A 16227-nucleotide genomic window follows, 5' to 3' on the forward strand; every position below is an offset into this window, starting at 1 on the left:
CACATGTCGCGGCGCCGGAATATCCGGAGGGCCTGCGGGTTGATCTCAGCGGACCATAACAACCATCGGGAGGATTGAGATGAAGATCGTTGCGCAGATCGCGGTTCCGGCCTGTCTTGCGTTTGTCGTCGTGGCGGCGCCGCCGGCGGCGGCGCAGACCGCCGACACCAGCTTCTTCCTCACCAGCAACGGCATCGGCAACGGCGGCAATCTCGGCGGGCTCGCCGGCGCCGACAATCATTGCCAGACGCTGGCGCAGGCCGCCGGCTTCGGTGCGCCGAAGACCTGGCGCGCCTATCTCTCGACCCAGGCGGCCGACGGCAAGGCAGCGGAGAATGCGCGCGACCGCATCGGCAAGGGACCTTGGAAGAATGTAAAGGGCGTCGTGGTCGCCAAGGACGTCGCCGACCTGCACAGCGCCGGCAACAATCTCACCAAGCAGACCGCGCTGTCCGAGAAGGGCGAGGTCGTCAACGGTGCCGGCGACACACCGAACCGCCACGACGTGCTGACGGGATCGCAGGCAGACGGTACGGCATTTGCGGCCGGCGAGGACCGCACCTGCAAGAACTGGACAAGCAGCACGCAAGGCGCCGCCATGCTCGGGCATTTCGACCGCAAGGGCCTGCGCGACGACGAGCCGTCCAAATCCTGGAACACGTCGCATCCCTCGCGCGGCCCGGACGGCGGCTGCTCGCAGGCCGACCTGAAGAGCACCGGCGGCGACGGCTTGCTGTACTGCTTCGCGGCGAATTGAGGGGGAGCGCATCTGCTTCGTCATTGCGAGCGCAGCGAAGCAATCCATCCTGCCATACGCGCGGAGCGATGGATTGCTTCGTCGCTCCGCTCCTCGCAATGGGATAGTGCGATCGCGCTCAGCTCTTCTTGCGCCTGACGGTCTTCTTCGCAGCCTTCTTTTTCTTCGCGGTTTTCTTCTTCGCCGCGAAGTAGGCTTCGACCTTCTTCGAGGAATGTCCGACGGCTGCGACCGCGGTCTTGAGCCCGGCAGGGGTCACCTTGAACTTCTTCGACCAGTAGCGGACCTCGTAGGGCTCGCTGATCGCGATCCGCGCACGGTCGGCGGCCTTGTGGCGCTGCTCCTTGAAATGGGCTTCCACCTTCTTGGCGGAATGCCCGACCTTCTTCACCGCGGCTTTCAGCTTCGCCGGCGTGACCTTGAACTTCTTGGACCAGTACGCAACTTCGTAGGACTCGCTCAACGCGATCAGAGCGCGATCCGCCGCGCCCCGCTTCTTCTTGCTGTCCGCCATAAGATGATCCTTCATCGAAGATTCGACGTTGGAACCTTAGCAGTCTCCGCGCGGTTCGCACAGGCGGCCGCGCGCGGTGGACGATCTGACCGCGACATGGCTACGATCGAGCTGAAGCGAGGCGATGCGGCGAAGTTTTCGGAGGTAAGTGCATGCACTATCAGCTTTACTACTGGCCGATGATCCAGGGCCGCGGCGAATATGTCCGCCTCGCGCTCGAGGATGCGGGCGCCGGCTACACCGATGTCGCGCGCGCCAAGGGCGGCATGGGTGCCATGACGAAGATGATGGAGACACACAAGGGCACGCCACCCTTCGCGCCACCGTTCCTCAAGGCCGGCAGTCTCGTGATCGGGCAGACCGCCAACATTCTGCTCTATCTCGGCGCGCGCCACGGCCTCGCGCCGAAGGCGGAGGGTGGAAAGCTCTGGGTGCACCAGCTGCAGCTGACCATCGCGGACTTCGTGCTGGAGATCCACGACACCCATCATCCGCTCGGGCCGTCGCTGTATTACGAGGACCAGAAGGCGCCGGCGAAGAAGCGCACCGAGGAGTTCTGGGATTCGCGGGTGCCGAAATATCTCGGCTATTTCGAGGATCTCGTGCAAGCCAACCGCGGTGCGTTCGTCACCGGCCGCCGGCTGACCTACGCCGACCTGTCGCTGTTCCAGATCGTGGACGGCCTGCGCTACGCGTTTCCGAAGCGGATGGCAGCGTTCGAGAAGAGGGTCCCGCGGCTGATCGCGCTGCGCGATCGCGTCGCCGAGCGGCCGAACATCAAGGCGTATCTGGCCAGCGAGCGGCGGATTCCTTTTAACGAAGAGGGCATTTTCCGGCGCTACAAGGCGCTGGATTTGTAGGCACCGTCATTCCGGGGCGCGAAGTGAACCCGGAATCTCGCGCCACAATCCCTGGATTCCGGGTTCACGCTCCGCGTGCCCCGGAATGACGGCGTGGAAGGCTACCGGCTCCGCCCATCCACCGGCGTCATCGCGATCTTTGACAGATCGATGCCATCGATGCAGCTGACATTCAGCGCCACGATGTCGGTGCCATCGGGCTTCTTGCCACGCGCGAACACGTCGACGCCGCAATCGACGCAGAGCTGATGGCGGATCGCATGGCGGTTGAAGAGATATTCCTTGAGGTTCTCGGCGCCGGCGCGAAGCTGGAAGCTCGACGGTGGCATGAACACGAAGTGCAGGCCCTTCTTGGTGCAGATCGAGCAGTTGCAGGCCGTCACCATAGCCATATCGGTGGTGCATTCGAAGCGGACCTGTCCGCAATGACAACCGCCGGTGTAGGTCTTGCTCTCTGCCATGATGATCCCTCACCACAGCCCGGGCACGAGGCGGTAGCGCACCCGTGCCGCATAATCGGCGTAGCCTGACAACCCCGTCACCAGCGTGCGCTCCTCGATCCGGGTGCGGATCGCAAACATCACGAAGAACACCGGCACGAAGGCGAGGCCCCACCAGGAGCCGAGCGTCAGCGGCACGCCGATGAAGAACAGCATCACGCTCGTATACATCGGATGGCGGACCAGCGCGTAGGGACCGGTCGAGATGACGTGATGGTCGCGCTCGGTCTGCACTTTCACGACCGGCGCGGCGAACGAGTTGGTGCGGAACACCCACAGGATCGCCACGGTCGAGACCAGATACAGCACAAGGCCGAGCACGATCAGCGGCACGCCGTCATTGACGCCGTCAAAGCGCCGGTCGAGCCCCATCGCGACGAACCACAGCACGGCAACGACCAGGAACACCAGCATGAACCGCTTGTCCTCGGTGGGCTGGCCTTCGCGCGCGGTGAGGCGCATGCGCTCGGCCAGCAGCCCGGGATCGACCTTGGCAAGCCACAGCCCGCAGGCCGGGCCGATCACGGCCGAGGCGATCAGATAGGCCCATGCGCCGGGCCAGTGCAGCGTACCTGCGAAGGCAAACAGCAGCACGGCCATGGCGATGACGAAGAAGGTATTCTGCAGAAGGAGCTTTGCGATCATGAGCGGCTCCGCGCGATTCCAGTCGATATTATCGCACCCTTTTCCCGGCAAACATGCGACCGCAGCGATCAACTTTCGGAGCAGGCGGGACGTTCCTGCGTCGCGACTGTATTGACAGTCATATAAGCAATTGCTTATATAATTTCATGCCCGCCGCCACGCAGCTGACCGATGTGTTGAAGACCCTCGCGGACCCGACGCGGCGGGCGGTGTTTGAGCGGATTGCGCGGGAAGGCGAGATCGCCGCGACCGGCCTGGTGCAGGGTTCAAAGGTGTCGCAGCCGGCGGTGTCGCAACATCTGCGCGCGCTGCGCGATGCCGGGCTGGTCGCCGAGCGGCGCGAGGGCCGACACATCCATTATCGCGTCGCGCCGAAGGGGCTCGGCCCGCTGATCGACTGGCTCGGCCACTACGAGACGTTCTGGACCGAGCGCTTCGCAAATCTGGAACGGCTGTTGAAGGAGAGTGAGTGATGGGTGAGACGCACGCGATCACGGTCGAGAAGGTGCTGCCCTACACGGCCGAGAAGATCTGGCGGACGCTGACGACGAGCGACCGGATCACGAAATGGCTGATGCCGAACGATTTCGCGCCGGCCGTTGGCCATCGCTTCAATTTCCATACCAAGCCGATGGGCGACTGGGACGGTGTCGTGCATTGCGAGGTGCTGGATTGCGATCCGCCGCGCCAGTTGCGCTACTCCTGGAAGGGCGGCGCTGATACCAATCCGGAATACGGCTCGAAGCTTGATACGATCGTCACCTGGACGCTGACGCCGGTCGAAGGCGGCACCCATCTGCGGATGGTGCATGACGGCTTCGTGCTGCCGGGCAACCGCTTCGCCTTCGACATGATGAGCCCGGGATGGGGCAGGGTGCTCGACGCCATCGCGCGCATCACCAGCGAAGGCTGATCACTCGTTGTTGCCGCGGCGAACCGTGATCGAGGCGTCGGTCTTGTTGCGAGTGCATTCGAGATTGAGGCGGCGATAGCGCATCGTGATGGTGTTGCCGCGCAGGATGCCCATGCGCTTCAGGCAGCGCGAGGTGCCGGTGACGGCGTCGTCCTTCGGCACGGTGAAGATCAGCGCCGTGGCGGAGCCGACCAGGTTGAAGAACTCCGGCTTCATCTTGCGATCGGTCTTGGCGTAGAGCTCGATCGAATAATCCTTGCCGCGGCAGCCGAGCGACAATTCCTTCGCCGCCGGGTGCGTGAGATATGTGATGTTGGCGGCGCTGAAATTGACCTTCAGCCCGTCGATCTGGCCGGCGAGCTGCTTGGCGATGTCAACGCAGGGATCGGCATGCGCAGGCGCCGCGACGAAAACCGTCGCCAGCGCGATCAGCGCGGCCGGCAGAGTGGAGCGGATGCTCAAAGGCAAGCGTCGGCGCAACGATGCTGTCACGAAATACCCCCCGCGGTATGAAAATACGCGAAGCTACATGCAGGCTCCCGCGGAGCGCGTCAATATGGCTGCGTCAGGACGAGCACTTGCCGTCCTGCGCCTTGGAAGCCCCGGCGGCCCGGCGCTCGCAATCATTGCCATAGGTCTTGCCGTCGCAGCCGCATACTGGCTTGAAGATCTTGTTGCAGATCGTCGGGCGGAACGCGCAGGTGCCGGTCTGGTCGAAGCGGCCGCAGGTCCCGGGCTTGAACTGGCAGAACTGGCCGCGACCGCTGCATTGCAGTCCGGCAAGGCCGCCGCACGGTCTGCCGAGGCGGGCGGCATCGGCGCCGGTCGGGATCGCGATCAACAAGGCCAGCGCCGCGAACCAGACGAAAAGCGCTGTCTTCATGAAGGTCTCCTGATGATTTCCGGATGGTTTCCTTGGCCGTTCCGCGGCTTGCCGGCGTTGTGGCAACCTGGGATTACGATGGCATGAAACATAGCACGTGGATTGCCAGTCCCGCGCATGGCTGGAAGGCGGCCCGCTTCCCTTTCCTTTGTCGGAAAAAGGCTTAGAACGGCTCTACATTGCCGGCGGCCCCGCGGCCGGCACCGGCCTTTCGAAACCGACGAGCAGCTCATGAACGCCCCCTCCGCCTTTCCCGACCAGCAGAAGCCCGTTCCGCCCTACAAGCACACGCCGCTGTTCCCGCTTGGTGCCGACACCACGCCCTACAAGAAGGTGACGAGCGAGGGCGTCCGGGTCGAGAAGGTGTTGGGCAAGGACATGCTGGTGGTGTCGCGGGAAGCGCTGCGCGCGCTCTCCGAGGCCGCCTTCGGCGACATCAACCACTATCTGCGGCCGGGCCACCTGAAGCAGCTGCGCTCGATCCTCGAGGACAAGGAAGCCAGCGACAACGACAAGTTTGTCGCCTTCGACTTCCTGAAGAATGCCAACATCGCGGCCGGCGGCGTGCTGCCGATGTGCCAGGACACCGGCACCGCGATCATCATGGGCAAGAAGGGATGCAACGTCATCACCGACGGTGACGACGAGGCCGCGCTGTCCGAAGGCGCGCGCGATGCCTATCTGCGCCGCAATCTGCGCTACTCGCAGGTAGCTCCCTTGTCGATGTATGAGGAGAAGAACACCGCCAACAACATGCCGGCGCAGTGCGAGATCTACGCCGAGGGCCAAGGGGATTCTGCGGGCGCCTACAAGTTCATGTTCATGGCCAAAGGCGGCGGCTCGGCCAACAAGAGCTTCCTGTTCCAGGCAACGCCGTCGGTGCTGACCAGGGACCGGCTGCTCGCCTTCCTGAAGGAGAAGGTGCTGACGCTCGGCACCGCGGCATGTCCCCCGTACCACCTTGCGATCGTGATCGGCGGCACCTCGGCCGAGCTCTGCATGAAGACCGTGAAGCTTGCCTCGGCGCGCTATCTCGACGCGCTGCCGACCCACGGCTCGGCCGACGGCAATGCGTTCCGCGATCTCGAGATGGAACAGGAAATCCTCAAAATGACGCAGAGCTTGGGGGTGGGCGCGCAGTTCGGCGGCAAATATTTCTGCCACGATGTGCGCGTGATCCGGATGCCGCGCCACGGCGCATCGCTGCCGATCGGGCTCGGCGTGTCGTGCTCGGCGGACCGCCAGGTGCTCGGCAAGATCACCAGGGATGGCGTCTATCTCGAGGAGCTCGAGCACAACCCGGCGCAGTATCTGCCCGCGGTCGAGCAGTCGCTCGGCGGCGAGGTCGTCAAGATCGACCTCAACAAGCCGATGAAGGAGATCCTGGCGACGCTGTCGCAATATCCGATCAAGACCCGCGTCTCGATGACCGGCACCATGATCGTGGCGCGCGATTCCGCGCATGCCAAGCTGCGCGAGCGGCTGGAGAAGGGTGAGCCGCTGCCGGACTACTTCAAGAACCATCCGGTGTATTACGCGGGTCCCGCCAAGACGCCCGATGGCTACGCCTCCGGCGCGTTCGGCCCGACCACGGCGGGACGCATGGACTCCTTCGTCGACCAGTTCCAGGCCGCCGGCGGATCGATGGTGATGGTCGCCAAGGGCAACCGCGCGGTCGCGGTACGCGAGGCCTGCAAGAAGCACGGCGGCTTCTATCTCGGCTCGATCGGCGGCGCCGCGGCGAACCTCGCCGAGCACTGCATCAAGAAGGTCGAGGTTGTCGAGTATCCCGAGCTCGGCATGGAAGCGATCTGGCGCATCGAGGTGGTCGACTTCCCGGCCTTCATCATCATCGACGACAAGGGCAACGACTTCTTCAAGGAATTGAACCTCGGTTGAGGATCGGGGTTGATTGCGGTCGGCCTCGACGGATTCTCCAGGGGCTGGGTCGCCGTCACGGTTGACGGCGACCGGCGCAGCATTTCCTTTCACACCGATATTACGGACGCGCTGTCGCGTCCGTTCGACCGCGCCGGGATCGATATCCCGATCGGCATGACCGATGACGGCGAGCGCGATTGCGACCTGCTTGCCCGCGCGCGTTTGCGTCCGCACAACTCGCGGGTCTTCACCGGCGCGCGGCGCTGGCTGTGGCAGCAGTTTGATGATCCCGATCTCGCGAATGCGGAAGCGGTGCGCTGCGGCCAGAGCCGCGTGTCGCGCCAGCTCTGGCATCTCGGCAAGAAGATCATGGAGGTCGACGCGTTCGTGCGCGCGAACGCCACGCGCGACATCCGCGAGGTGCATCCCGAACTGGTGTTCCTGCGGCTGAACCGCGGCGAGCCTTTGCCGCGCAAGAAGTCGGAGGAGGGCGATGCGCTCCGCCGCAGGCTGCTGAAGCAATCAGGCTTCCGCGAGATCGATCGCTGGCTCACCCAGATGCGGATCGGCACCGGCGCGAAGCGCGACGATGTGCTGGATGCGTGTGCAGTGGCGCTGGCTGCGCGCGAACCTTGCGGAAGCGTTCCTGAGGCCGCGTCGCGGGATGCCTATGGTTTGCCGATGCAGGTCTGGTTCTAGCTGCAGTTCGTCACCTGGTTGGAGCACAGGCTGCGCCACCAGCCGCGCACGCCGTCATGGCTCTCCACCAGCGCCCAGTGCCCGCTGCAGGCGAGGATGCGTTTCGGACCGTCGTCGGTGTCGAACTCACCGCCGAGCTTGCGCAGCGCCGGCGTCCACTTGGCATCGACGAAGGGTGCCTGGAACAGCCCGCCCATGCGGGTGTAGCCGTTGGCGTAGCTTGCGCCGACCTTGTTGGCGGCAACCCATCCGCGCCCGGCATAGGGCTTTGGCGCGTTGCGCGGATAGCGCTTGTCATCCTCATAGGCCTTGCCCGGCGGCATCGCGCCCTCGATCAGAAACCAGCCGTCCTTGAAACCGATGATACGAAACTCGGTGAGCCAACCGCCCTCCGGCGTGTTCTCGGCCCCGCCCATCTTGAGATGGTAGGGCGGCGGCAGCTTGCCGAGCACGCGTGCCTTCGCCGACGGCTCCGCGCGCACGTTGAGGCCTGCAAGGTCCTTGTCCTCCAACCAGGCGCCGAGGTCGCATGGTTCGGTGCCACCGGGCAGTGCGCTTCGCTTCACGTCAAGTTCGGCCTGGCGCGCGGCAAAATCATTGTCCGTCCCGTCGGCGTTTCCGGTCGCGATGTCGCTGGGACCGCGCGGCTTCAATTCGGCCGACAGCGCACGAGTGCCATCCTTGCTTAGCGTCACGACCATCATCTGACGTGGCGCGAAGACGCTTGTCGGCGTCTTCGGGTCGTCTGCGCTCGCAGCATAGACCGCAAGGTAGCCGGTGGTGCCGGCGGCATCCGTGCTGGAAGAGGTGCCCGCAACATATCCGGCCGGCACCAGCGCGACCGCGCTTGCGCGCCACGCCGGTTCGGCTTCGCTTGCTTGCTGCGCGGAAGCCGTCGTGGCCAGCAACGCCATGACGGCAACGGATCTCAGGACGCGCATGCGTGCGCGCGTGCTGCGGTTACGCTCGCGTGCCGGTGAACGGGAAGCTGCCCATCGGGCCGATGCCCATCTCGCCGGAGATGCCGTCGCCGGAGACCTTGCCGGTGAATTCGAGCGTCAGCGGCATCGGGTTGGTGATGGAAACCTTCCAGGCGACGTCGTCGCCGTTCACGGTGCCGTCGAAGATTTCGGTGGAGTTGCCCTCGGCGCTCTGCGTGCCGGTGAGCGTGCTGCCGGAGCTTGCCAGCGACAGCGTCGCCTTGCGCTCGCCCATCGGCGTCGTCATCGTGAGATTCCAGTTTCCGTCCACCGCCATTGATGTCTCCCCTCGAGATGTAAGCGTGCGCGGGTATAGCCCATCTTGCCGCGCGCGCCTAGTTCGCGGCTGCGGCGATCAGGCGCGGGCGGCGGCGCGCAGCCGGCTTCCGACCAGGAAGCGGAAGGCGACATACTGGATCGCGAAGGCGGCGACCTTGGTGCCGACCAGCACCACCGACACATAGAACGCCCACAGCTTCATGTCGCCGGTCGCTGCGATTGCGATGGTGCCGGCGGCGAGGATGAACATCAGCCCGGCCCAGGCGTAGCCGGCGAGGGTGGCGTATTCCGGAATCGTCTCGGTCACGATCGGCGGCAAATAACGCAGCATCCAGCCGCGCTTGAGCATGATCGCGCCGATCGCGATGTGGCCGATCGCGGGCTTCGCCAGCACGAAGCGCGGATCGTTGGTGAAAAGCGTCGCGCCGCCGAGCACGATCACCAGCCCAAGGCTCGCCCAGGTCATGTAGCCGAGCGCCTGTCCCTTGACGCGCGCATAGACCACTTGGGCAATCGCGCCCGCGATCGCAACACCGGTGGCGATCAGGACATTGTCGGTGGCAAAATAGACCACCAGGAAGACGATGGTGGAGAGGAAGTCGCTCGCAAGCCTGGCAAATACGCTCTTCATCGTCGTGGTTTCCGTTTCCTCGGGATGATCGTGGTGATGTTGTTATGGCAGCGCTTAGCGGGACGGCAGCGCGCCGGCCGGCGGCGCCGCGTCCTTGGCCGCACGATAGTGCGGATACCAGTGGGTGAAGCCGACCGCGGCATTACGTGCGGCTAAGGCGACCAAGAGGCCCGTCCACAGCGGCAGCGCCGGCACGTAAAGCACCGCAATGTTGCCGATCAGCATGAGCAGCATCGCAACGGTCCAGGCGCCGGTGATCAGGTAATTGGCGTGGAGGAAGCCGGGCAGCTTCGCAGTCTCGGCATCGACCTGCTCCAGCGCATATTGCCGCGTGAAGGGATGGCCGATCATGATCGAGCCGAGCGACACCAGCAGCATGCCGGCATCGACCGCGATCTTCACCGCGATGCTGCTCGACGTCGCGTCGACGAAGATGAGGTAGCAGCCGACCGCGGCGAACACGACGACCGAACCGACGCCGAGGATCTTGATGCTGCGGCCGCGTGCGACATCGAACGCGATCACGGCAAGGCAGATCAGGGCGGCACAGAGCAGGCTCACCGTGGCTGAGGTCACCAGCATCAGCATGGCGAAGGCGCCGTAGGGAGCGAGGATCAGGAAGATCGTCATGGTGAGCCTCATCGGCTGATCTTTACATCGTAAAGATACCCTAGGGGCGAGCAATGAAAGCGTCAAGCAAAATCTTTACAGTGTCAAAATTGTGAGCTGAATGAGAAAAATCAAGGCTTGGCAATGACATAGAGTGGTCTCCGCACTTGGCGTTCGCCGTTCCCGTTGTCATGGCCGGGCTTGTCCCGGCCATGACAGTCTTTCCGGTGAACAAACACGTGGATGCCCGGGACAAGCCCGGGCATGACGAATGGAGAGATCGGCGCTCTGATCCGGAGCGATCGTTCGCTACTCCGCCCCCACCCAATTGCCGTGGAATCCATCCGGCACGCGGTGACCGAGATGGACCAGCGCGGTCGGGCCCGCTTCGACATCTTGCGCGTTGAACACGGCGAGGTCGCTGCGGTTTTCGCGGGCGCGCCAGACCACCGCGAGCAGCCAGCCGTCGCCTTCCGCGGCGTCAGCGCCGCGCTCGACGAACACAGGCTCGGAGATCGTATCGCCGGCGGGCAGCAGATAATGGCCGAGCCGCTTGCCACGCCCGTCGACATGCACGACGCCCGACAGCGCACCGAACATCGGCAGATCGGGGTTGGCGCAGGCGTACCAGCCGTGATTGCTGGCAAATCCGGCGCGGCGATCGTCGACGCGGGGGAATTCTCCGGTAAGGTCGTCGAGATAGGTTTGCGTGAAGCGGTCGGTGTTGCCGGAGAGGTCGAAGGTCCAGCGGCAATAGCGCGCGCGGTTCTTCCGCGGGTCGGTCGGCGAGCCGTCGGGATGATTGAACAGCGGCGCTTCCTCGAACTGCATCACGTCGGCGATGATGCGGTTGCCGTCCTCCCACGCGTTCATCACGTGGAAAACGTAGCAGGTCTCGGCGCGGAACCAGACGATGTCCTTTGACGCGCCGCTGCGCTTCATCACGCCGACATAGGCGCCTTTCTCCGGCTCCCAGGCATAGGGCGCCTGTCCGCGCATCGCGCGCTGCATGCTGCCGGTGATCGGCAGGATCGGAAACAGCACATGATTCTCGGTGACGATGAAGTCGTGCACCATGCTGGCATAGGGCGCCTCGAAGCGCTCGAACCGCGTCACCACGCCGGACGAACTGACCGCGCCGAACGACAGTGCCGGCGTCAGCGGGCCTGCGGCGTTGTAGCCGAAGAACACCATCTCGCCGGTGACCGGATCGATCTTGGGATGCGCGGTGAAGGGACCGGAGATCGCACCCTTGTAGTCGCAATAGCCGAGGCGATTGAGCGTGCCGGGCTCGATCTCGGTCGGCAGATGGCCTTCCTCCAGCGCGAGCAGGCGGCCGCCATGGAAGATGATGTTGGTGTTGGCGACGCCGCCGTCGGTCGTGGTCGTTGCCGGCGCATCCGGCAGCTTGCGGCCGAAGCCGCCGAACAGCGCGCGGCCGGCGTCGTGCTCGGCCTGCCATTTCGGCGTGCGGACCCAGCGGTTGCGATAGCTGGCGCGGCCGTTCTCGATATGGAAGGCGTGCAGCATGCCGTCGCCGACGAACCAGTGCGCACCCGGCGCCTCGAACTGCGGATTGGGACCGTTGCGATAGAGCGTGCCGTTCAGCTCGCGCGGCAATTCGCCCGAGATCTTCAGGAACGGCGCGTCGGCTTCGAATGGGATCGGCGCCAGATTGGTGCGCGCCGCATTGGATGTGACCTGGTCGAGCATTCCGCATCTCCCTGTATTATGATCTTTACATCGTAAAGATATCAGTAGGGTTGACGCCGCCGATCGTCAAGCAAAATCTTTACAGTGTAAAAATTGCGACATATAACGGCCGCATGGCAAGAATCTCCAAAGAAAACAAGGCGACTCGCGCGGCACGCGCCCCGACCCGCCGGGTTGCCCGGACCGCGGCAACTCGTCCGGCCCAACGGCGCCGCGCCAACGACACGCCGTATCATCACGGCGATCTGCATGAGGCATTATTGAAGGCCGCCGAGCGCGTGCTCGAGCGTGATGGATTGGCGGGACTGACATTGCGTGCGGTGGCGCGCGAGGCGGGGGTGTCGCACGCCGCACCCACGCATCATTTCGGCGATCTCACCGGCTTGCTCAGTGAACTCGCGGCGATCGGTTTCCGGCAATTTGGCCTCGCGATGGCGGCTGCGGACGCTTCGGCGGCCACGACGCCCGAGAAGGGCGTGGCGAGCGCCAAGGCTTATGTTGCCTATGCCCAGGCACATCCCGGCATGTACGGGCTGATGTTCCGCAGTGAGCGGCTCGATCATTCGCGGCCGTCGCTGCACGAGGCATCCGAGGCTTCGTTCGCAGGGCTGACCCGCGGCGTCGGCGCCAGCCGGCATGAGCAGATTTCCAAGGAGCAGCTTACGCTGGACCAGGCCGCCGCGATCGCGTCCGCCTGGTCGCTGGTGCATGGTTTCACCATGCTGCTGCTCGACGGACGCCTCAAGACGATTCTGGATCGGTCGCCCGAGGGCACATCTGCGGAAATGTTGTTGACCGCGATGCTGCGATTGTCCGCGGGCCGCTCCGCGCGGCAATAACCAGTGCTGCCCGTGGGCTAGTGTCCCGAATCCGAAGTTCGCATCATTTGCCGCACCTTCGGAGCGAACTTCGGATTCGATAAGGACACTAGCAAACTTATGATCCTAGTGTGCTTTATGAATGCGAAGTTCGTGAAAGTGGCTGCCGCGAAATCGCACGAACTTCGCATTCAGCACACTAGCGCCTCACAAGCGACGTGGTCCGGCCGCTCTGTCCGATCGTCTTCACCGTATCCGTGCCGCATTTGAAATCGCGGGCGAAATCGTCGGCGGCCTGCCGCGCCAGCGCGTTGGCGTCGGGATTGGCCGCGACGTCGACATAGGCGACATGACAGACATCGCCCGGCGGCAGCCGGGTCACGGCGAGCATCGCCCGCGAGACCGGGCCGCCGCGCTTGTCCTGCTCGCTGTTGTCGGCGATCTGCCAGCGCTGGATGATCGCGAACGGCTTGCCGCTGGCTGCACGCCACTCGACCGTATCGCCGGTCGAGCTGAACGGGCCGAACCAGGCCTGCGCCGCCGGTTCCCTGGCTGCCGCCTCGCGGTTTCGGCCCACCGAGACCACTTCGCGCAGATCGCCCTCGTTGATCAGCACCACAAGTCCGGATTTTCCCGGACAGACCCTGGTGGTGCTGCCGTCCTCCTCGCTGGGCCTGCCGATCATGCGGCAGGCCTTCGGCACGGTCGATGTGTAGCTGCTGCTGATCGTCTCAGCGCCGGCCTGACCAGGATTTGCACCGGCAAGCGCCATAACGACTGTTGCAAAAGCAAGGTATTTCATCGGGGGAAACCTGCGATCCGGACGTTACTTTGTGTCTGACATATGCAATCTGGGGAAGGTTCAATAGACACGCGGGAAACACCTGACAGGCGCGCGGAATCGTCCTAGAAGGGCGGCTTCGCAACTTCTGTCGCGTGCACCCAACGTGCCGTAATCTCGATCGTCATGCCCACGATATCATCCAACAAGCCCTATCGCGTCGGCCGTTCCCGGACCGGTCTTGGCCTTTTCGCCACCAAGCCGATCAAGAAAGGCACCAAGATCATCCGCTATTTCGGGCCGTTGCTCGACTCGAAGAAGAAGGATGAGGACGCGATCGAGAACAAATATCTGTTCGAGCTCACCAACCGTTGGACCATCGACGGCTCGGTCCGCGAGAACGTCGCTCGCTATATCAACCACGCCTGCAGGCCGAACGCGGAATCCGACGTTCGCCCACGCAAGCGCAAGGTGTTCATCCGCGCCATCAAGGACATCGAGCCGGGCGACGAAATCAATTACGACTACGGAACCGACTATTTCAAAGCCTATCTGAAGCCGATCGGCTGCAAGTGCGATGCCTGCGAGAAGAAGCGCAAGAAGAAGCGCGCGGAGGCGAGGGCGGAGCGGGTGCGGCTGAAGGAAAGGGCTGAGCGGAAGGCACAGCGCAAGGCCGAGAAGCTCGCCGAGGAGCGGGCCAGGCAGCGGAAGGCGAAGAAGGCTGCCCAAGCAAACGGCAAGCTCGCCAACGGCACGGCGCTGAACGGCAAACACCTCAATGGCCACAGCCTGATCAACACGGCGGGCAAGAAGGTTGCCTCGTCGAAGCGCGGCACCGCTCGGGCGCTGAACGCCTGATACCCAGGACGAGGTCCCTAGCCGCTCGGCCGGTGCGCCGCGCGTGGCAACGGGGCATTGCCGAAATCCAGCGTCGAGCGCTGGATGATCGTGCCGTGCTCGTCGATGACGAGACGGAAACGCTTGCTCCCCGAGAAGAATGTGAGGCGATGGCGCCCCTGATCGGCGTCGAGCCCGCGCTCCGAGCGCGTCGTGATCGCGCCCGAGCGCATCCCGGCCTGCAGCAGCGGAACTGCGATACCGAGGCCCTCGGCGACGATATTGGCGTCAACCTCGAACGCGCCGTCCGCGAATGCGATCGTCGTCATGATGCCCTCGCGGGATGGCGGACGGGACGCGGCAGGTAGGCGCATTCGGCGAGCGTCGTCCCGTCGAGCTCGCGCATGAAGGCCTCGCGCGCCGCCGCAAGCTTCGCCTTCAGCCGGCAGCGCGGCAGCAGCAGGCAGTCTCCGCCATCATCCCTGAAACATTCGACCAGCGCGCTGCCGCCCTCCAGCGCGCGGACCACCTCGCCGAGGGTGATGGTCTCCGCCGGCCGCGCCAGCGAAAACCCGCCGCCAGCGCCGCGCTGGGTGGCAATGAAGCCGGCGTCAGCAAGGTCGCGCACCACCTTGGCAAGGTGATTGCGGGAAATCTCGAACTCGGCCGCGATCGCGCTGGTCGCAAACGACCGGTCCGGCTCGCCGGCCAGCCGCATCAGGGCGCGGAGCGCAAAATCCGTGAACGATGTCAGGCGCATGGAAGCCCTTCGAAATCTGCATTTGGCGGATCAGCTATAGCAGGCTAAATAGGCATTTGAAATACCTATTTAGGATGTGAGCCATGACAGCAGCAGAGCGCCGCGAGCAGATCACCGCCGGGATTGTCGCGCGGACCGGGATCAACGAGGCCATGATCGAGCAGCTGGTGCATGCCTTCTACGCCAAGGTCCGCAAGGACCCGATGATCGGGCCGGTGTTCGGGAGCAGGATCAGCAATTGGGAGCCGCATCTGGCCCAGATGTGCGCGTTCTGGTCCTCGGTTGCGCTGATGACCGGGCGCTATCACGGCACGCCGATGGTCAAGCATATGCCGCTGCCGATCGACGCCGCGCATTTCGACCGCTGGCTCGAACTGTTCGAGGCGACCGCGGCCGAGCTCTGCCCGCCTGACGCGGCGGCGCATTTCATCGATCGCGCGCGGCGCATCGCCTCGAGCCTCGAGATGGGCGTCGCGAGCGGACAGGGCGTGATGCTTGGGGTTGGCGAGAGATACAGGCGAAGCGAAGCAGGAGCAGTGCAATGAGGAACAGGGCCAAGGCAATCGCGCGCGCCATCGACGGCGCATGGTTTCATCAGGATCAGGCCGATCCGTTTTCCGGCAGCAGCCTGGTGCCGATGCTGATCATCGGCCTGGCGCTGACCTTTGCCGGCATGATCGTCGCGGTCGTGCTGAGCTGACAGAAACGGCCGCCGCGTTTGCCGCGACGGCCGCTCGTCACGTCCGGCATTCGGTTTACGCCGCGACCGCCTCACCGCTGCGGCGCAGGCCAACATATTGCAGCTCGGCGAACACGCCGGTGGCGACCGCCTGGGCGAGAATCACGATGGTCCCGACGAGGTTCGGCGACACTGCGCCCGACAGCAGCAGCGCGATGCTGGCGAGCGTCCAGGCCGCATTGCCGACGACCACCAGCATCACCAGCGGCTTCGGCACCGACATGCGCGTGCCGAGCCAGCCGACCAGCGCCGTATAGGCGACCAGAAACAGCCCGGTCTCGCGCAGCAGCGCTTCCGGCAGGCCGAGCAGCGATGCCAGCGCGCCGGCGCCGAGCACCATGGCTATGGCGGATACGCCGCTGAACACGGCGTCGGCAAGCAAAGCGCGGCGCAGCAGCTGGGACGAATGGATCATGGCAGGGTCTCCT

General features: G+C 64.4%; 24 protein-coding genes. 10 read left to right on the forward strand and 14 right to left on the reverse strand.

Features of this window, described 5'->3' with window-relative positions:
- Window positions 1–79 precede the first annotated feature (79 nt).
- The gene (locus JEY66_RS17660) at window positions 80–757 is read left to right on the forward strand and encodes a hypothetical protein (protein ID WP_018272461.1); all 678 of its coding nucleotides are present in this window, start codon (window positions 80–82) and stop codon (window positions 755–757) included.
- Window positions 758–875: 118 nt separating this feature from the next.
- Here JEY66_RS17660 and JEY66_RS17665 read toward each other — a convergent pair whose 3' ends face one another.
- Entirely contained in the window at window positions 876–1271 is a 396-nt protein-coding gene (locus JEY66_RS17665; RefSeq protein ID WP_026193001.1) for a DUF3606 domain-containing protein, read from the reverse strand.
- A 152-nt stretch (window positions 1272–1423) separates the two neighbouring features.
- Between JEY66_RS17665 and JEY66_RS17670 the strand changes: the two genes are divergently transcribed.
- The gene (locus JEY66_RS17670) at window positions 1424–2131 is read left to right on the forward strand and encodes a glutathione S-transferase (RefSeq protein ID WP_016844774.1); all 708 of its coding nucleotides are present in this window, start codon (window positions 1424–1426) and stop codon (window positions 2129–2131) included.
- A 101-nt stretch (window positions 2132–2232) separates the two neighbouring features.
- Here the strand turns inward: JEY66_RS17670 and JEY66_RS17675 are convergent, their stop codons facing one another.
- Both JEY66_RS17675 and JEY66_RS17680 read right to left on the reverse strand, forming a co-directional pair.
- On the reverse strand, window positions 2233–2592 hold the full coding sequence (locus JEY66_RS17675) for a GFA family protein (protein WP_016844775.1): 360 nt from the start codon (window positions 2590–2592) through the stop codon (window positions 2233–2235).
- A gap of 9 nt (window positions 2593–2601) precedes the next feature.
- Window positions 2602–3276 (reverse strand): methyltransferase family protein, encoded by a 675-nt coding sequence (locus JEY66_RS17680; RefSeq protein WP_016844776.1) that lies wholly within the window; start codon window positions 3274–3276, stop codon window positions 2602–2604.
- 146 nt (window positions 3277–3422) lie between these two features.
- On the opposite strand from JEY66_RS17680, the gene JEY66_RS17685 reads away from it, so the two are divergent.
- Both JEY66_RS17685 and JEY66_RS17690 read left to right on the forward strand, forming a co-directional pair.
- Window positions 3423–3749, forward strand: a complete 327-nt coding sequence (locus JEY66_RS17685; protein WP_016844777.1) for an ArsR/SmtB family transcription factor — start codon at window positions 3423–3425, stop codon at window positions 3747–3749.
- On the forward strand, window positions 3749–4189 hold the full coding sequence (locus tag JEY66_RS17690; protein ID WP_016844778.1) for an SRPBCC family protein: 441 nt from the start codon (window positions 3749–3751) through the stop codon (window positions 4187–4189). The genes JEY66_RS17685 and JEY66_RS17690 overlap by 1 nt, the downstream gene beginning before the upstream one ends.
- Here the strand turns inward: JEY66_RS17690 and JEY66_RS17695 are convergent, their stop codons facing one another.
- Both JEY66_RS17695 and JEY66_RS17700 read right to left on the reverse strand, forming a co-directional pair.
- The gene (locus tag JEY66_RS17695; protein ID WP_016844779.1) at window positions 4190–4651 is read right to left on the reverse strand and encodes a hypothetical protein; all 462 of its coding nucleotides are present in this window, start codon (window positions 4649–4651) and stop codon (window positions 4190–4192) included.
- 103 nt (window positions 4652–4754) lie between these two features.
- Window positions 4755–5072: a Kazal-type serine protease inhibitor family protein gene (locus JEY66_RS17700; RefSeq protein ID WP_016844780.1), complete on the reverse strand. Its 318-nt coding sequence runs from the start codon at window positions 5070–5072 to the stop codon at window positions 4755–4757.
- Window positions 5073–5303: 231 nt separating this feature from the next.
- Here JEY66_RS17700 and JEY66_RS17705 point away from each other — a divergent pair, with 231 nt between their 5' ends.
- Together JEY66_RS17705 and JEY66_RS17710 are read left to right on the forward strand one after the other, a co-directional pair.
- The gene (locus tag JEY66_RS17705) at window positions 5304–6971 is read left to right on the forward strand and encodes a fumarate hydratase (protein ID WP_016844781.1); all 1668 of its coding nucleotides are present in this window, start codon (window positions 5304–5306) and stop codon (window positions 6969–6971) included.
- Window positions 6972–6980: 9 nt separating this feature from the next.
- Window positions 6981–7652, forward strand: coding sequence for a DUF429 domain-containing protein (locus JEY66_RS17710; RefSeq protein ID WP_018272459.1), 672 nt, complete (start codon window positions 6981–6983; stop codon window positions 7650–7652).
- On the opposite strand, the gene JEY66_RS17715 is transcribed toward JEY66_RS17710, so the two are convergent.
- The 5 genes from JEY66_RS17715 to JEY66_RS17735 all read right to left on the reverse strand — a co-directional run bounded on the left by JEY66_RS17715 (window position 7649) and on the right by JEY66_RS17735 (window position 11864).
- Window positions 7649–8593, reverse strand: coding sequence for a hypothetical protein (locus tag JEY66_RS17715; RefSeq protein ID WP_026192999.1), 945 nt, complete (start codon window positions 8591–8593; stop codon window positions 7649–7651). The two genes, JEY66_RS17710 and JEY66_RS17715, sit on opposite strands and share 4 nt — an antisense overlap.
- 19 nt (window positions 8594–8612) lie before the next feature.
- Window positions 8613–8909 (reverse strand): hypothetical protein, encoded by a 297-nt coding sequence (locus JEY66_RS17720; RefSeq protein ID WP_016844784.1) that lies wholly within the window; start codon window positions 8907–8909, stop codon window positions 8613–8615.
- A gap of 78 nt (window positions 8910–8987) precedes the next feature.
- Window positions 8988–9542 carry an inner membrane-spanning protein YciB gene (locus JEY66_RS17725; RefSeq protein ID WP_018272457.1) on the reverse strand — a complete coding sequence of 185 codons (555 nt, stop codon included), beginning with the start codon at window positions 9540–9542 and terminating at the stop codon, window positions 8988–8990.
- Window positions 9543–9596: 54 nt separating this feature from the next.
- Window positions 9597–10184 carry a hypothetical protein gene (locus JEY66_RS17730; RefSeq protein WP_018272456.1) on the reverse strand — a complete coding sequence of 196 codons (588 nt, stop codon included), beginning with the start codon at window positions 10182–10184 and terminating at the stop codon, window positions 9597–9599.
- 276 nt (window positions 10185–10460) lie between these two features.
- Entirely contained in the window at window positions 10461–11864 is a 1404-nt protein-coding gene (locus JEY66_RS17735) for a carotenoid oxygenase family protein (protein ID WP_018272455.1), read from the reverse strand.
- A gap of 113 nt (window positions 11865–11977) precedes the next feature.
- Between JEY66_RS17735 and JEY66_RS17740 the strand changes: the two genes are divergently transcribed.
- The gene (locus tag JEY66_RS17740) at window positions 11978–12703 is read left to right on the forward strand and encodes a TetR/AcrR family transcriptional regulator (RefSeq protein WP_026192997.1); all 726 of its coding nucleotides are present in this window, start codon (window positions 11978–11980) and stop codon (window positions 12701–12703) included.
- 178 nt (window positions 12704–12881) lie between these two features.
- On the opposite strand, the gene JEY66_RS17745 is transcribed toward JEY66_RS17740, so the two are convergent.
- Window positions 12882–13484, reverse strand: coding sequence for a hypothetical protein (locus JEY66_RS17745; protein ID WP_026192996.1), 603 nt, complete (start codon window positions 13482–13484; stop codon window positions 12882–12884).
- Between the two features lie 165 nt (window positions 13485–13649).
- Between JEY66_RS17745 and JEY66_RS17750 the strand changes: the two genes are divergently transcribed.
- Window positions 13650–14321 (forward strand): SET domain-containing protein, encoded by a 672-nt coding sequence (locus tag JEY66_RS17750; RefSeq protein ID WP_018272452.1) that lies wholly within the window; start codon window positions 13650–13652, stop codon window positions 14319–14321.
- Window positions 14322–14338: 17 nt separating this feature from the next.
- On the opposite strand, the gene JEY66_RS17755 is transcribed toward JEY66_RS17750, so the two are convergent.
- Complete coding sequence (locus JEY66_RS17755) at window positions 14339–14629, reverse strand: DUF6522 family protein (RefSeq protein ID WP_016844791.1); 291 nt, start codon at window positions 14627–14629, stop codon at window positions 14339–14341.
- On the reverse strand, window positions 14626–15060 hold the full coding sequence (locus JEY66_RS17760; protein WP_018272451.1) for an RrF2 family transcriptional regulator: 435 nt from the start codon (window positions 15058–15060) through the stop codon (window positions 14626–14628). Before JEY66_RS17760 ends, JEY66_RS17755 begins: the two co-directional genes overlap by 4 nt.
- A gap of 83 nt (window positions 15061–15143) precedes the next feature.
- Between JEY66_RS17760 and JEY66_RS17765 the strand changes: the two genes are divergently transcribed.
- Both JEY66_RS17765 and JEY66_RS17770 read left to right on the forward strand, forming a co-directional pair.
- Window positions 15144–15605, forward strand: coding sequence for a group III truncated hemoglobin (locus JEY66_RS17765; RefSeq protein ID WP_018272450.1), 462 nt, complete (start codon window positions 15144–15146; stop codon window positions 15603–15605).
- Window positions 15602–15760 (forward strand): hypothetical protein, encoded by a 159-nt coding sequence (locus tag JEY66_RS17770; RefSeq protein WP_016844794.1) that lies wholly within the window; start codon window positions 15602–15604, stop codon window positions 15758–15760. The genes JEY66_RS17765 and JEY66_RS17770 overlap by 4 nt, the downstream gene beginning before the upstream one ends.
- Before the next feature lie 55 nt (window positions 15761–15815).
- Here the strand turns inward: JEY66_RS17770 and JEY66_RS17775 are convergent, their stop codons facing one another.
- Entirely contained in the window at window positions 15816–16214 is a 399-nt protein-coding gene (locus JEY66_RS17775; protein ID WP_018272449.1) for a hypothetical protein, read from the reverse strand.
- Window positions 16215–16227: the final 13 nt, after the last annotated feature.

It is taken from the genome of Bradyrhizobium elkanii USDA 76, from assembly GCF_023278185.1.
Lineage (GTDB): Bacteria > Pseudomonadota > Alphaproteobacteria > Rhizobiales > Xanthobacteraceae > Bradyrhizobium > Bradyrhizobium elkanii.